This is a genomic window from Colwellia sp. BRX10-1, from assembly GCF_014077545.1.
GTDB lineage: Bacteria > Pseudomonadota > Gammaproteobacteria > Enterobacterales > Alteromonadaceae > Colwellia_A.
The window spans coordinates 39567-55401 of the sequence record NZ_JACGWC010000001.1 but is presented as its reverse complement, the minus strand read 5'-3'; the positions used below and the strand labels follow the sequence as shown (position 1 = coordinate 55401).

Here is a 15835-nt window from a genome sequence, read left to right as displayed (position 1 = left end):
TAAACCGACTCTCCAAAATTAATTATTTGACGTTATAAAAGGTAAGCAAGTTACTTTATTCAATAGCTTGTTACTGATAAACTCCAAACGTTAATTTTAGAACTTATTTAGTCGATATATTTGGCCATTATTAATTTTATGGTTTATGAGTATTTAGCTAATGTTATACCTCGCATTTATAGGAAATTTATTGCCCCAATGATGAACATTACTCGCTATCTTATAGCAACCTTTTTACTTTTTGTGCTTTCTTTAAATTTACATGCCCAGCAAGTATCTGCTCAGCAAATTGAACAATTTAAAAAGTTACCTAAATCTCAACAACAAGCATTAGCCAAAAGTATGGGCGTAGATTTAAATGCTATTGAGGCTCAGTTATCAGGAAGTAATACACAAAGCTCTCCTATTAATACACAGGTAATGCCACGCGATATAAATAGCCAGAACAATGAAAACCTTAAAGCCAAAGATGCCGAAGAAACAGAGAAAGCGGAAGCGATTTTTAAGACCTTGCCACGGTTTGGTTTAGATGTATTTGCAAATTCGCCAACAACATTCTCTCCGGTTATGGATATTGCTATTCCAGAGGGCTATATCTTAGGTACGGGAGACTCAGTTTCAATACAGGTTTTTGGTAAAGAAAATCGTGAAATGCAATTAACGGTGACACGTGAAGGTGAGTTGGTTTTTCCTAATCTGGGCCCCATTAGTGTTGCAGGATTAACATTTTCAGAATTAAAGACTTTTGTTGTTAATAAAATTCAACAAAAAATTATCGGTGTTAATGTGGTGGTCAGCTTAGCCGAATTACGCTCTATGCGTATATTTGTTTTAGGTGAAGCTTATAAACCCGGACCCTATACGTTAAGTTCATTATCTTCAGTTACCCATGCCATTTTTGCTGCAGGTGGTGTCAGTGATATTGGCTCATTAAGAAATATTCAAGTAAAACGTTCAGGGAAGCTGATTCAACAAGTCGATTTATATGACTTATTAATTGAAGGTGATTCATCAAGTGATATTTTGTTGCAATCAGGCGATGTCGTTTTTATTCCCCCTCAAGGCAAGTCTGTGTCAATTGCCGGCGAAGTTAGACGTCCTGCTATTTATGAATTGAGCCAATCAGACGACTTTTCTAATGTCATTAAAATGGCTGGCGGACTTTTACCCGCGGCTTACCCAAAATCTACCATCGTAGAGCGTTATAACAAAAGTGATTTACGCAGTATCCTAAATATTGATTTATCTGATAAAGCCCAAAAAGCTGAAAAAGTTCAAGCGGGCGATTTTATTAGAGTGTTAAAAAGCTCAGACTTATATGTCGATTCAATTACTTTAATAGGCGCTGTAGCGCGTCCAGGTAAATACCAGTTGCAACAAAATATGTTGTTATCCGATGTTATTACCAATGCTGACGCTCACCTATTACCTTACGCCGATTTAAATTACGGCATTGTCGTTAGAGAAATTGATAGTGCCCGTAATATTGAAATATTACAGTTTAATTTAGCTAATGTTTTTGCTGATAAAAATTCTAAGAGCAATATTCAACTCAGCAGTAATGATAAAATTATCATCTTTTCTAAAGCCTTTAAGTTTTCTGAAGAGCAATTCTTATTAGATGAGCTCGCCTACACTCAAGAAGAGTTATTAGCGAAAGAAAGAAATTTAGCGATTGAAACGAGTAAGAAAAAAGAGTTTTGGGAAACCCATGAGCAAAGTGATGTTATGGCTGAGACTAAAGATGAAAAAATTTATACCTCTATCAATAATATTAACAGTGGTGCAGAGCATGAAAACGTAACAATTCGTGAAATGGCATTGTTTTCTCGCCAACGTTTACTGGTGCATATTGTTAATAAGCTTCGTTACCAAGCAGGATCAGGTGAAGCGGTAAAGTTAATTGAAATTGATGGTGAAGTTAAATTTCCAGGGGTTTATCCATTAGGGAAAGGGGCTCGGGTAATCGATTTAATTTTAGCTGCCGGCGGCGTAAAAGAGTCAGCTTATTTATCAAGAGCTGAGTTAACACGTAATGAAATGAGTGGTATTAACTCTGTAAAAATCTCTAAAAATATTCATTTAGTGAATGCCCTCAATAATATCGATGAAGATAATATTCTGCTAAAAAGTAAAGATCGCCTTAACATTCACCGTATCCCTTCATGGAGTGAAAATTATGTTATTGAGTTGCGCGGCGAAGTACTTTTTCCGGGTAAATACACAGTCCGTCGTGGAGACAGCTTATCAAGTATTATTCTTAAAGCGGGAGGATTAACAGCTTTTGCAGATCCCAATGGCTCTGTTTTTTCAAGAACAAAGTTAAAACAACTTGAAAGACAAAACTTAATGAAAGTAAGTGCCGACTTACGTATTGAAATGGCAACTAAGTCTTTATCAAGTAACAGTGGTATAACTTCATACAGTGAAATTCAATCGTTATTAGCAGATCTATCTAAGGTAGAACCGCTAGGGCGTTTAGTTATTAATTTACCGCAAGTTATAGCCAAAAATGATTATGATATTGCGATAGAGGGCGGCGATGTACTGTACATCCCAACTCAGAATCGCTCAATTAATGTTATGGGGCAAGTGCAAGTGAATAGCTCACACATGTTTGACTCATCAAGCAGTGTTGAAGATTATATAACGCAAAGTGGCGGCTTAAAAAAACGTGCCGATGATGAGAGAATTTATATTATTTCGTCAAACGGTAGTATCCAAATGTTTGAAGAAAGCAATTGGTTTAGCGGCGGTGCTGACTCAGCTTTAAAACCGGGTGACTCAATTGTTGTACCACTTGATTCAGAGTACATGAACAACTTAACCTTGTGGACAACAGCGACAACAATTATGTATAACACAGCGGTTGCCATAGCAGCAATTAGTGGACTTTAATGTTTGTTTTTATAAAAACTAAAAATAGATAATTTTTTAACAAAACAAATAAGTAAAGTCCGATCTTTATCGGACTTTACATTGTTGAATAAAACCCAAACATAAACCAGCTCAGCCAATAAGAACAACCCACCATCATAGTGGCAGTGTAAACCGTAATCCAGACACCACCACCGTCATCCTGATTGTGTAACCCGTCATCCTGAACTCGTTTCAGGACCTGTATTTACTCTACAAAACCCAGATACTGAAATAAATTCAGCATGACGACAGAAGGGCAACGTAACTCTACGTATGTACCCCGTCAAACAGACAGAACCACCGTCACCTGACACCACCACTATCAGCCAGCCACCGCCAGCCAGACCCCAATACCGTCATCCTGAACTCGTTTCAGGATCTGCACTTACTCAACAAACCCCAGATACTGAAATAAATCCAGCATGACGACAAGCGGCAACACACCTACACGAGATACTGAAATGAATTCAGCATGACGACAAAAGAACTACGTAATTCTACCTGTGAGCCCCCTCAGCCAGATCCTCACCATCATCCTGAACAACCCCCCCGTCATCCTGAACTCGTTTCAGGATCTGTACTTGGAACGCAAAAAACAAAAATACCAAAACAGTATTTTTAATTTTATATGAGAAACCTGACAAAACAATAAAGCTCAACTACAATATTAATAACATGTAAAAATAATGTTAACAAAAGGAGTTGGTATGAATACATTAGTTTATATTTATATATTACAGTCGGTGGATGGTAGCTACCACACTGGCTGCTGTGATGAACTTGGCATTGTGTTAGCGAAATACGATAAATATAACCAACTTCTTTTAGGTACTGAAATAACGCCCCCAGTCAAACTTGTCCACCAGCAGAAATTTAAAACTGAACAAGAAGCAAGATTGATAGAAAATGAAATTAGAAGGTGGTCTAAAAAACAAAAACAATTTCTTATTAACAATGATTGGCCTGAAATATCTAAATTAGCGAAAAAATTTATTTACTAACAGGGTCGTCAATATGAAACAGCCTCATATTTATATAATGACAAATATAAAAAACACGACACTATACATAGGTGTAACGAGTCAGTTAGTACAAAGGGTCTATCAACATAAATCTAAACTGACATTGGGCTTCACCAATAAATATAACCTGAATAAATTAGTATATTTTGAGTCATTTGAAACAATGTACGATGCGATAACAAGAGAAAAGCAACTTAAAAACTGGCGAAGAGCCTGGAAGAAAAATTTAATAGAACAAATGAACCCTAATTGGCTAGATCTGAGCAAAGATTTCTAAGCCACACCACCCCCATCATCCAGACCAATCCACCGTCAACCAGACACCACCACTGTAGGCCAGCCACCAATACCGTCATCCTGACACCACCACCGTCATCCTGAACTCGTTTCAGGATCTGTACTTACTCAACCAATCCAGATACTGAAATGAATTCAGCATGACGACAAAAGGGCAACGTAACTCTAAGTATCTAAACAGTAAAACAGACAGAACCACCGACAACAGACACCACCACTGTAGGCCAGCCAACACCTCCGTCATCCAGACCCCACAACCGTCATCCTGAACTCGTTTCAGGATCTGTACTTACTCAACAAAACCCAGATACTGAAATAAATTCAGCATGACGACAAAAGGGCAACGTAACTCTACGTATGTACACAGTCAAACAGACAGAACCACCGTCAACAGACATCAGCCAGCCACCAACTACGTCAGCCAGACCCACACCACCGTCATCCTGAACTCGTTTCAGGATCTGCACTTACCTAAAAACCCCAGATACTGAAATGAATTCAGCATGACGACAGAAGGGCAACGTAACTCTAAGTATGTACCCCGACAACCAGACACAATCACCGTCACCAGACACAACCACTATCAGCCAGCCACCAATACCGTCATCCTGAACTCGTTTCAGGATCTGCACTTACTCAACCAACCCAGATACTGAAATAAATTCAGCATGACGCCAAAAGGGCAACGTAACTCTACGTCTCTACACAGTCAAACAGACAGAACCACCATCAACAGACACCACCACTATCAGCCAGCCACCAATACCGTCTGCCAGCCCCCAATACCGTCATCCTGAACTCGTTTCAGGATCTGTACTTACCCAACAAACCCCAGATACTGAAATAAATTCAGCATGACGAAAAAAAGGCAACGTAACTCTACGTATGAAGCCCGTCAACCAGACCCCGCCACCATCAGCCTGACACCGTCATCCAGACCCCAATACCGTCATCCTGAACTCGTTTCAGGATCTGTACTTGTTCAACCAACCCAGATACTGAAATAAATTCAGCATGACGACAAAAGGGCAGAGTAACTCTGCATATGTAGACAGTCAGCCAGACAGAACCACCATCAACAGACACCACCACTATCAACCAGCCACCATTAGCCAAACACCACCACCGTCATCCTGAACTCGTTTCAGGATCTGCACTTACTCAACAGTCCCAGATACTGAAATAAATTCAGCATGACGACAGAAGGGCAGCGTAACTCTACGTATGTACCCCGACAAACAGACAGAACCACCGTCAACAGACATCAGCCAGCCACAAATATTGTCAGCCAGCCACCAATACCGTCATCCTGAACTCGTTTCAGGATCTGTACTTACTCAACCAACCCAAATACTGAAATAAATTCAGCATGACGACAAGCGTCAACACACCTACACAAGATACTTAAATAAACTCAACATAACGCCATCAACAAGACGACAACAGGCAACATACCCAAACCAGATATTGACATAAATCCAGCACCACAAGGAAACAACTCTGTTACTCCCACACTTTCCTTTTTTCTGACTAGACAATAGTTAATAACTTGCGTATTATTCTGCGCAATACAGCTTTAACTATCTAAGCCCATACGTTCATATTTTGAAATGTATATATCGTTTAGATGAAAGCATGCAATTATATTTGTCTGCTGACTATTCCGGCATTAAGATGGCCATAATAATAAAGCGAAAACTGTACGCATTGTTAAGATGTTTTTACAATAAACATCAAAAATTTCAAAACAACACGGCAGTTGACTCACTTAGCGAAGGATTGAATAAACTTACACGATGTTAAAATACTCTAAAAAACTAGTTGTCTCATTGTCATTATTGATGCTGAGTAGTTGTAGTATGATCCCTGGCAGTCATATGGAAGGGGTTGATGTTGAACCTGAAACTTCTACGCTAGCGCAAGACTTATCGAATGTTAGTATTTCGGTTATCGATTCAGCGCTTATCTCTGAATTAAAAGACAACCAACAAGCCTTCACTAAAGCCAAAAAATACAATCCAATGTCAATCGAAGGTTATGATTATGTCCTTGGTATTGGTGATGTGTTATCTATTGGTGTATGGGACCATCCAGAACTTACTATTCCGGCAGCCGTTCAAAGAACTGCTGCATTTGACGGTTTTAGAATTCAAGCTGATGGCACAATTACCTATGCTTATGCCGCGAATGTACCTGCTGCCGGTAAAACCATTAGACAATTACACGCGATATTAGTAGAAAAACTAAGCCGAGTTATTGAAAAGCCACAACTAGATATAAAAATAGTCGGTTTTAATAGCCAAAGAGCTTATGTTACCGGCGAAGTAAACAAGCCAGGCGTATACCCAGTTACCGAAATTCCACTGACGTTAATCGACGCAATTAATCAAGCTGGCGGTTTAAGTGAAAGAGCCGATTGGCGTACAGTCACTTTTACACGAAACAATAAAACCGAAATCATTAAGCTAGATGACTTTTATACTAAAGGTGATATCAATCAAAACCGTTTACTAAAACACGGTGATATCCTTCATGTAAATCGCACTGACAATCAAAAAGTATTTGTTCTTGGTGATGTAAACAAAGCCGGTAGCATTGAAATTAATCGTTATGGCTTAAGCCTTGCTGAAGCGTTAAGTGACGTAGGCGGTTTAAACGAGCAAACAGCCAATGCTAATGGTGTTTTTGTTTTACGCAAACGCCCAGACAACCAAGAGGGCATCATTGCTGATGTTTATCAATTACATGCACAAAATGTAATTGCACTGGTATTAGCCGATCAATTTAAATTACAGCCTCGAGATATCGTTTACGTTACCACAGCACCTATTGCGCGTTGGAATCGTTTAATCAGCCAACTTGTACCAACTATTACTGCACTTGAAAATATATCAACGATTAAAAATGAAGGTACTATTTTCTAATGGCGATGTTTAATAATATTTTAGTCGTTTGTGCGGGTAATATTTGTCGAAGCCCTACGGGTGAATACTTACTTAAAGATAAGCTAAAGCACAAGCCAGGCGATAGCCCCATAAAAGTTTCTTCAGCAGGACTAACCGCATTAGTGGGTAATAGTGCAGAAGCAACGGCAACGAGTATTGCCTTAAGCAATAATATTGATATGAGCCCACACCAAGGCAGACAACTCAACTCAACATTAATTACAGAAAATGATTTGATTTTAGTGATGGAAGAACGTCACTTAACCGATTTGTTAGGTAAATATCCACAGGCCAGAGGAAAAACCTTCTTGTTAGGTAAATGGATCGATAATACTGAGATACCTGATCCTTATCGCCAAAGTCATGAAGCGTTTGAGCATGTTTATCAATTGGTTGATAAAGCCTGTTCCGCTTGGACCAAATACCTTTAAACTAGCGTTTTAACTCACCCTTAAACAAAAAGTTTAAATTCAGAATTATTTATTAAAAAGTACACTTAATATGTCAATTAATGAAAGTATAGCTCAGCCTACAGTTAAAAATCAGCAAAGCAATAATGCACCAGTGAACGAAATTGACTTAATGTCACTCTTTGGCGCGTTAGTCGATCGTAAGTTTTTTATCTGTATTATTACGGCTATCTTTATGCTGGTGGGTGTTGCTGTCGCCATGTTTTCAACGCCTATCTATCAAGCAACAGCAATGATTCAAGTAGAAGAAAGTGGGGCTTCAGTACCAGGGTTAGATGACATGGCTGGCATGTTTGAAAGTAGCTCTAAATCAATAACAGAAATTGAATTATTAAAGTCTCGCTCTGTAATCGGCGAAGCTGTTGATGCGTTGAAACTAGATATTGTTGCCAAGCCAAAATTATTCCCAGTAATTGGTGGTCGTAGTTTTAGAATATTCAACCCGACAAAAACAGGCGATGTGGCACCAGCCAGTTTTGGTGCTGTAAGTTACGCTTGGGGCGGTGAAAAAATTGATGTATTCCGCTTTGATGTACCTAAGTACGCTATTAATCTTGAGTATATAGTGCTAGCGGGTGAAAATAATACCTATAAACTTTTATCAGCTAATGAAGAAGTGATTTTACAAGGTAAAGTAGGCGAAGAACTCACTAATGGCATTTTCAGTATTACCCTTAAAGCGTTAACTGCAAGAGCAGGCACTGAATTTACTGTTATCCGTAAAGATCGTTTAAATACCATTGTTGATTTACAAGCAGCCATTGGTGCCAGCGAAAAAGGTAAAGACTCAGGTATTGTTAATTTAAGTTTGCAGCATCAAATACCTGCTTACGCAGAAAATGTATTAAATAAAGCAGCTGAAATATATGTACGTAGAAATGTTGATAGAAACTCAGCAGAAGCTAAAAAGTCACTCGACTTTTTAGAAGTACAATTACCTGAAATTAAAAAGCAATTAGAAGTGTCAGAAGCCTTATTTAACGACTATCAAATAAACCAAAAATCAGTCAATATCACCCTCGAAACTCAAGGGGTATTAGAGCAAATAGTTGAGCTAGATACTAAGTTACAAGAACTTGACCTCAACCGTCTTGCTATGTCTCGAAAGTTCAAACGTACCCATCCTAACTACCAAGGCATTGTTGAACAAATTGATGCCGTACAAAAACAGCGTGATGGCTTAGCACAAAAAATATCTAACTTACCTGAAATGCAACAAAAACTATTAGGTCTAACCCGTGATGTTGAAGTAGGTAACGAAATCTACATGATGCTGTTAGGAAAAGTACAAGAGTTAGATATTGTGCGTGCCGGTACTGTAGGTAATGTACGTATAATTGATGTCGCTGAAGTTAATACTACCAAGCCAGTAAAACCTAAAAAAGCATTAATTGTGGTTATGGCTACTATGCTAGGGGGCATGTTAGCGATAGCGATAGTACTTATACAAAAAGCATTGCATAAAGGCGTTGAAGACCCAAGTGAAATAGAAGCGATTGGCATGCCAGTATATGCCAGTGTGCCTTTCTCAGCCTATCAAGATAAATTGTCAGATTTAATTAGTGGTAAGAAACGAAAAAGCCAGATAGGTAAAAAAGTATTAGCCGTAGACAACCCAGCAGATTTATCTATAGAGGCATTACGTAGCCTACGTACTAGCCTGCATTTTGCCATGATGGAAGCTAAAAATAATGTTATTGCTATCTCTGGACCTTCTCCAGGTGTCGGTAAATCTTTCATATCAACAAACTTAGGGGTAGTGCTCGCGCAGAGTGGACAAAAAGTGTTGTTAATAGATGCAGATATGCGTAAAGGCTATATCCATAAGCATTTTGGCTTTGCATGGAAAAACGGTTTGTCTGAATATTTATCAGGCCAAAAAACGCTAGAGCAGGTCACTAAATCAACTGATGTAGCAGGTTTTGACATTATTACACGGGGTCAAGTACCACCTAACCCGTCTGAGCTATTAATGCATGCTAATTTTAGTAAATTAATCGCAGAGATAAAAACTAAGTACGACATTATCATTATTGACACACCCCCTATTTTAGCGGTTACGGATCCAGCCATTGTGGGTGGCCATACGGGAAGCATGCTACTTGTTACGCGCTTTGGTCAAAATGGTATTAAAGAAATAGATTACGCTCGCCAACGTTTTGAACAAAACGGTATCGATGTGAAAGGTGTAGTATTTAATGGCGTGCTTAAAAAAGCCAGTAACGCCTACGGCTATTACGGATATGCTAACTACGAATATAAATCAGATAAATAACCCGTAGGCGCGAGTTTGGCTATACCGTCTTCCCGAGTTTGGCTAAACCGTCATTCCCGAGTTGTCTTGTCGGGAATCCATGGGCTTTGTAGGCGGAAATTTGTACGCGCAGTTACTAATAAGTAAAAATTAGTGATAAATGCAAACCATAATTTATCCGACATTAATATACGGACATATTAGTATAGAAAGAGAGTTTTCGGCTTAAGCTCTTATAAGTGAAAGATTTTAAACGAATAAATGTTAATTACGAACGTTAACTCATGTCTCAGAAATGACTGTTTTCGCCTGATGTGTAAAATAGAACAGAGTTTAGATGTTGAATTAATTCAACGTTTTATTGATTAATAGGAAAAAAATAATACGGATGTTAGCCGAAAATACCTTTAAAACCATTGTTGCCTCAACACCATTAGTCTCGATCGATTTACTGGTGCGAGATCCCCAAGGTAACATACTATTAGGAAAACGTGTAAATCGACCTGCACAAGGTGCATGGTTTGTGCCTGGTGGCAGAGTCTTAAAAGATGAAGCCATTGAACAAGCCTATACGCGTTTACTCAAAATAGAGTTAGGCATGGATAAAACATCGAGCTGTTTTAAGGGCGTCTATCAGCATTTTTATGAGGATAACTTTTCTGAAGAAGTATTCACAACGCATTATGTCGTGTTAGCTTATGAAGTTATTTTTAATGGTGATATCGCTTCATTACCCGTTGCTCAACATAACGATTATCGTTGGTTTTCAGAAATGGCGTTGTTAGCTCATAACGATGTCCATATTCATACCAAGTGGTATTTTCAGAAAGATAAACAAGCTGATAACTTGATTACAAAATTAAATTTAGGAATATAGATGATCACACCCGTAATTATGGCAGGGGGCTCAGGCTCTCGTTTATGGCCATTGAGTCGCTCTTTATATCCAAAGCAGTTTCTTGCCTTAACTGGCGAACAAACGATGCTACAAACAACCATTCAACGTTTATCTGACCTTGAAGTGAATGCACCTTTGGTTATTTGTAACGAAGAACATCGCTTTATCGTTGCTGAGCAGTTACGAACATTGGATATAACGGGCTCAATAATCCTAGAGCCCGTTGGTCGCAATACAGCCCCTGCAATCGCGTTGGCAGCTGAAGTAACCGTAACTGACAACGATCCGTTATTGCTGGTTTTAGCCGCAGATCACGTTATTCAAAATACCGACGCCTTTACTGATGCGGTTAAAAATGCGCTACCACTTGCCCAAGCAGGTAAACTGGTAACGTTCGGTATTGTCCCGACACAAGCCCATACGGGTTACGGTTATATAAAACGTGGCAATAGTGTATCGGATTCAAGTGGTTATGACGTAAACGCTTTTGTAGAAAAACCTGATCTAAAGACAGCCGCTGACTATTTAGAAAGTGGTGAATATTACTGGAATAGTGGCATGTTTTTAATCAAAGCAAGCCGTTACTTAGAAGAGCTACAAAAATATCGCCCTGAAATATTGAATGCATGTAAAAAAGCATTAGAGCATACCACGCACGATAACGATTTTGTTCGATTAGACGCAGAAGCATTTGCCCTATGTCCTGATGAGTCTGTTGATTATGCCGTAATGGAAAATACCACCGATGCGGTAGTCGTTCCATTAGATGCCGGCTGGAATGATATTGGCGCTTGGTCTGCTTTATGGGAAGTTAATGAGAAAGACGAAGAGGGTAATACAACCTCTGGTGATACCATTTTACAAAACACAACCAACAGTTTAATTCATGGAGGCGATCGTCTTATTGCCACCGTCGGATTAGACAACGTGGTTATCGTCGATACTAAAGATGCTTTGTTGGTGGCGTGCAAAGATAAAGTACAAGATGTTAAGAAAATCGTAGAAAAACTAAAAGCGGATAAACGCAGTGAATTCAAAGTTCACCGAGAAGTATACCGTCCATGGGGTAAATATGACTCTATTGATAACGGCGAACGCTATCAAGTCAAACGTATTACTGTAAATCCAGGTGAAAAGTTATCTATTCAGATGCATCATCATAGAGCAGAGCATTGGATTGTTGTATCAGGCACGGCAAGCGTAACCAATGGTGACAAAACCTTTTTAGTGACTGAAAATGAATCAACCTATATTCCCATTGGTGTTGTTCACGCATTAGAAAATCCAGGTAAATTACCGCTGGAAATGATAGAAGTACAGTCAGGCTCATATTTAGGTGAAGATGATATTGTGCGTTTTGAAGATCGTTACGGTCGAGCATAGGATTAAAAATGTCAAACAATTCAATATTAGTTAGCTCAAGCGTTATCGCACAAAGCGGCGTTGCATTCGGCACTAGCGGTGCCCGCGGTTTAGTGACCCAATTTACCTCTGATGTATGTGCAGCCTTTGCTGTTGCATTCATCGCGGGTATGAAACGCAATTTCAGCTTTAAAACGGTTGCTATTGCTATAGACAATCGCCCAAGCAGTTATGCGATGGCGCAAGCCTGTGCGAGTGCGCTAAAACAACTGAACCTTAACGTTATTTATTATGGCGTAGTACCAACACCCGCGTTAGCTTATGTTGCACAAGAAGATAAAATTCCAGCCATTATGGTCACCGGTAGTCATATACCTTTTGATCGTAATGGACTTAAGTTTTATCGACCTGATGGTGAAATTAGCAAAGCAGATGAACAAGTTATTATTACTGAGCAAGTTGAATTTACAGTACTTGATGAATTAGCTGAGCTAACAGTGAGTAACCGCGCAGCAGAAGAATACATCACCCGTTATACCTCTTTATTTATCACACCTTTTTTAACAGGTAAACGCATTGGTATTTATGAACATTCAAGTGCAGGGCGCGATTTATACTACCGTATTTTTGAAACCCTTGGTGCAGAAGTGATTTCTTTAGAGCGCACAGACCACTTTGTACCTATCGATACTGAAGCTGTTTCTAAAGAAGATACACTAAAAGGTATTAATTGGTCTAAAAAGCATAATTTGGACGCTGTTTTTTCAACCGATGGCGATGGCGACCGCCCATTAATGTCAGACGAGAATGGTAATTGGTTACGTGGAGATATTCTTGGGCTATTAACGGCTGATGCATTAAATATTGAAGCATTAGCAATTCCCGTGAGTTGTAATACGGCAGTTGAACTAAGTAACAAATTTAGCCATGTCGAGCGAACTAAAATAGGCTCGCCTTATGTTATTGCGGAATTTTCAAATTTAAATAAAAAATTTAAATCCGTAGCAGGTTTTGAAGCTAATGGCGGCTTTCTCTTGGGTAGTGATCTGCAGCTGAATGGCAAAGCATTAAAGGCATTACCAACACGAGATGCAATATTACCAGCCATCATGCTATTATCAGCCGCAAATAAAGGTCTGATTTCAACATTAGTTGATGCATTGCCAAAACGTTATACCCATAGTGATCGCATTCAAAACTTTGCCACTGAAAAAAGCCAATCAGTAATCGCACAAGGCAAACAAGATCCTAAAAAATTGTTATCCCAAATAGGATTTTCAAAGGCAGAAATTAAAAATATAGATGAAACTGACGGCTTAAGAATTACGTTAGCAGATAATCGCATTGTTCACTTACGTCCATCAGGTAATGCACCAGAATTACGCTGCTATGCAGAGGCTGATAATTATATAAAGGCCAGTGAATGTGTTATTACAAGCTTGAAGAATATTCAAACATTGGATGTTATTGGCTAACATTAAACATTAAACATTAAACATTAAATTTTGATTTTGTCGCTAAGCGATAATATTTGAAATTAAGTAAAGGAATTAAAAAATGACAAAAAATAAAGTTGCATTAATTACTGGTATTACAGGCCAAGATGGCTCTTACCTTGCTGAATTATTATTAGAAAAAGGTTATGAAGTTCATGGCATCAAACGTCGTGCATCATCGTTAAATACCGAGCGTGTTGATCATATCTATCAAGACAACCATGAAAACAATCAAAAATTTTTTCTACATTACGGTGATTTAACTGATTCATCTAACCTGACGCGTATCATAAAAGATGTGCAGCCAGATGAAGTATATAACTTAGGGGCACAGTCACATGTCGCTGTTTCATTTGAATGTCCTGAATATACTGCTGATGTAGATGCCATGGGCACTCTTCGTTTATTAGAAGCTATTCGATTTTTAGGTATGGAAAAAACAACTAAATTTTACCAAGCATCTACTTCAGAGCTTTATGGTGAAGTTCAAGAAATACCACAAAAAGAAACGACCCCTTTTCACCCGCGTTCTCCTTATGCAGTAGCAAAAATGTATGCCTATTGGATTGTAGTTAACTACCGTGAGTCTTATGGTATGTATGCGTGTAACGGTATTTTATTTAATCATGAATCACCTCGCCGTGGTGAAACCTTTGTAACGCGTAAAATTACGCGTGCTATTACCAATATTTCTCAAGGCTTAGAAAAATGTTTATTCCTAGGTAATATGGACGCACTTCGTGATTGGGGACATGCTAAAGATTATGTACGTATGCAATGGATGATGTTACAACAAGAAACTGCCGATGACTTTGTTATTGCAACGGGCAAGCAAATATCTGTACGTGAATTTGTATCATTATCAGCTAAAGAAGTGGGTATTGAATTAGAATTTACCGGTGAAGGTCTTGATGAAATAGCGACAATTAAAGCTATCACTGGCGATAACGCGCAAGCACTAACTGTTGGCGATGTTATTGTACGTGTTGACCCACGCTATTTCCGCCCGGCAGAAGTTGAAACTTTGCTTGGTGACCCTTCAAAAGCAAAAGAAAAATTAGGTTGGGTACCACAAATTACTGTAGAAGAAATGTGTGCTGAGATGGTGCAGAACGATTTAAGTAAAGCAAAGCAACATGCACTACTTAAAGCGCACGGTCATAAAGTCGCTATGTCAATTGAAAATCAGGGTTAAGAGTATGTTTGCCTTAAATACAAAGATATTTGTTGCTGGACACCGAGGCATGGTTGGGTCGGCGATTGTACGTCAGCTTGAAGCAAGTGGTCATACTAATATCATTACCCGCACACGAAGTGAATTAGACTTGACTAATCAGCAAGCTGTTGTTGATTTTTTTCAAGCTGAAAAAATAGAACAAGTCTATTTAGCTGCGGCTAAAGTGGGTGGGATTGTTGCTAATAATACTTACCCTGCTGATTTCATTTATGAAAACTTAATGATTCAGTGCAATATTATACACAGCGCACACTTGGCAAATATTCAGCAATTATTATTTTTAGGCTCTTCATGTATTTATCCTAAATTGGCAGAGCAGCCAATGAAGGAAACCGCTCTATTAACAGGTAAACTTGAAGAAACGAATGAACCTTATGCTGTTGCAAAAATAGCGGGTATCAAACTCTGTGAAAGTTATAACCGCCAATATGGTCGTGACTATCGTAGTGTAATGCCAACTAATCTTTATGGCGCTCATGATAATTTTCATCCAGAAAATAGTCATGTTATCCCTGCATTAATCCGTCGATTTCATGAAGCAAAATTAAATGGTGATAAAGAAGTTATTGCATGGGGCAGTGGGAAGCCTATGCGTGAGTTTTTGTATGTTGATGATATGGCTGACGCCTCAATTCATGTCATGAATTTGGCTAAAGTAACTTACGATGAAAATACAGAACCGATGTTAAGCCATATTAATGTCGGGACAGGGGTTGATTGTACAATCAAAGAATTGGTTGAAACAGTTGCTAAGGTTGTAGGTTTTACAGGTGATATTAAGTTTGATGCGACAAAGCCTGACGGTGCACCACGCAAGTTAATGAATGTTGGCAGACTTAAATTATTAGGCTGGGAATATTCAGTGCCATTAGATAATGGGCTCACTAAAGCTTACGATTGGTTTTTGAACAATCAAGATAAGTTTAGAGGTTAGA

At 38.7% G+C, this 15835-nt stretch carries 13 protein-coding genes; all 13 read left to right on the top strand.

Going from position 1 to position 15835, the window contains the following annotated elements; translation table 11 throughout:
• Positions 1-198 precede the first annotated feature (198 nt).
• The 13 genes from H4J75_RS00250 (at position 199) to H4J75_RS00185 (ending at position 15834) form a co-directional block, all read left to right on the top strand.
• Positions 199-2898 (top strand): SLBB domain-containing protein, encoded by a 2700-nt coding sequence (locus H4J75_RS00250; RefSeq protein WP_182221042.1) that lies wholly within the window; start codon positions 199-201, stop codon positions 2896-2898.
• A gap of 294 nt (positions 2899-3192) precedes the next feature.
• Entirely contained in the window at positions 3193-3345 is a 153-nt protein-coding gene (locus H4J75_RS00245; RefSeq protein WP_182221041.1) for a hypothetical protein, read from the top strand.
• A 46-nt stretch (positions 3346-3391) separates the two neighbouring features.
• Positions 3392-3541: a hypothetical protein gene (locus tag H4J75_RS00240; RefSeq protein ID WP_182221040.1), complete on the top strand. Its 150-nt coding sequence runs from the start codon at positions 3392-3394 to the stop codon at positions 3539-3541.
• 85 nt (positions 3542-3626) lie between these two features.
• On the top strand, positions 3627-3920 hold the full coding sequence (locus tag H4J75_RS00235; protein ID WP_070374583.1) for a hypothetical protein: 294 nt from the start codon (positions 3627-3629) through the stop codon (positions 3918-3920).
• 13 nt (positions 3921-3933) lie between these two features.
• Complete coding sequence (locus H4J75_RS00230) at positions 3934-4218, top strand: GIY-YIG nuclease family protein (protein WP_182221039.1); 285 nt, start codon at positions 3934-3936, stop codon at positions 4216-4218.
• A gap of 1816 nt (positions 4219-6034) precedes the next feature.
• Positions 6035-7162, top strand: a complete 1128-nt coding sequence (locus H4J75_RS00220) for a polysaccharide export protein (protein WP_182221037.1) — start codon at positions 6035-6037, stop codon at positions 7160-7162.
• A gap of 5 nt (positions 7163-7167) precedes the next feature.
• A complete protein-coding gene (locus tag H4J75_RS00215) occupies positions 7168-7614 on the top strand; it encodes a low molecular weight protein-tyrosine-phosphatase (RefSeq protein WP_182221234.1) in 447 nt (148 codons plus the stop codon).
• A 70-nt stretch (positions 7615-7684) separates the two neighbouring features.
• Positions 7685-9928 (top strand): polysaccharide biosynthesis tyrosine autokinase, encoded by a 2244-nt coding sequence (locus H4J75_RS00210; protein WP_182221036.1) that lies wholly within the window; start codon positions 7685-7687, stop codon positions 9926-9928.
• Positions 9929-10295: 367 nt separating this feature from the next.
• Positions 10296-10784 carry a GDP-mannose mannosyl hydrolase gene (locus tag H4J75_RS00205; RefSeq protein ID WP_182221035.1) on the top strand — a complete coding sequence of 163 codons (489 nt, stop codon included), beginning with the start codon at positions 10296-10298 and terminating at the stop codon, positions 10782-10784.
• Positions 10785-12188, top strand: a complete 1404-nt coding sequence (locus H4J75_RS00200) for a mannose-1-phosphate guanylyltransferase/mannose-6-phosphate isomerase (protein WP_182221034.1) — start codon at positions 10785-10787, stop codon at positions 12186-12188.
• Between the two features lie 8 nt (positions 12189-12196).
• Positions 12197-13642 carry a phosphomannomutase gene (locus tag H4J75_RS00195; protein ID WP_182221033.1) on the top strand — a complete coding sequence of 482 codons (1446 nt, stop codon included), beginning with the start codon at positions 12197-12199 and terminating at the stop codon, positions 13640-13642.
• A gap of 82 nt (positions 13643-13724) precedes the next feature.
• Positions 13725-14858: a GDP-mannose 4,6-dehydratase gene (gene gmd / locus H4J75_RS00190; protein WP_182221032.1), complete on the top strand. Its 1134-nt coding sequence runs from the start codon at positions 13725-13727 to the stop codon at positions 14856-14858.
• Positions 14859-14862: 4 nt separating this feature from the next.
• Complete coding sequence (locus H4J75_RS00185; RefSeq protein WP_182221031.1) at positions 14863-15834, top strand: GDP-L-fucose synthase; 972 nt, start codon at positions 14863-14865, stop codon at positions 15832-15834.
• Position 15835 lies beyond the last annotated feature (1 nt).

Coding starts and splice junctions, on each gene's coding strand:
- H4J75_RS00250 (WP_182221042.1), top strand. CDS start 199: ATGATGAACATTACTCGCTATCTTATAGCAACCTTTTTACTTTTTGTG.
- H4J75_RS00245 (WP_182221041.1), top strand. CDS start 3,193: ATGTACCCCGTCAAACAGACAGAACCACCGTCACCTGACACCACCACT.
- H4J75_RS00240 (WP_182221040.1), top strand. CDS start 3,392: ATGACGACAAAAGAACTACGTAATTCTACCTGTGAGCCCCCTCAGCCA.
- H4J75_RS00235 (WP_070374583.1), top strand. CDS start 3,627: ATGAATACATTAGTTTATATTTATATATTACAGTCGGTGGATGGTAGC.
- H4J75_RS00230 (WP_182221039.1), top strand. CDS start 3,934: ATGAAACAGCCTCATATTTATATAATGACAAATATAAAAAACACGACA.
- H4J75_RS00220 (WP_182221037.1), top strand. CDS start 6,035: ATGTTAAAATACTCTAAAAAACTAGTTGTCTCATTGTCATTATTGATG.
- H4J75_RS00215 (WP_182221234.1), top strand. CDS start 7,168: ATGTTTAATAATATTTTAGTCGTTTGTGCGGGTAATATTTGTCGAAGC.
- H4J75_RS00210 (WP_182221036.1), top strand. CDS start 7,685: ATGTCAATTAATGAAAGTATAGCTCAGCCTACAGTTAAAAATCAGCAA.
- H4J75_RS00205 (WP_182221035.1), top strand. CDS start 10,296: ATGTTAGCCGAAAATACCTTTAAAACCATTGTTGCCTCAACACCATTA.
- H4J75_RS00200 (WP_182221034.1), top strand. CDS start 10,785: ATGATCACACCCGTAATTATGGCAGGGGGCTCAGGCTCTCGTTTATGG.
- H4J75_RS00195 (WP_182221033.1), top strand. CDS start 12,197: ATGTCAAACAATTCAATATTAGTTAGCTCAAGCGTTATCGCACAAAGC.
- gmd (WP_182221032.1), top strand. CDS start 13,725: ATGACAAAAAATAAAGTTGCATTAATTACTGGTATTACAGGCCAAGAT.
- H4J75_RS00185 (WP_182221031.1), top strand. CDS start 14,863: ATGTTTGCCTTAAATACAAAGATATTTGTTGCTGGACACCGAGGCATG.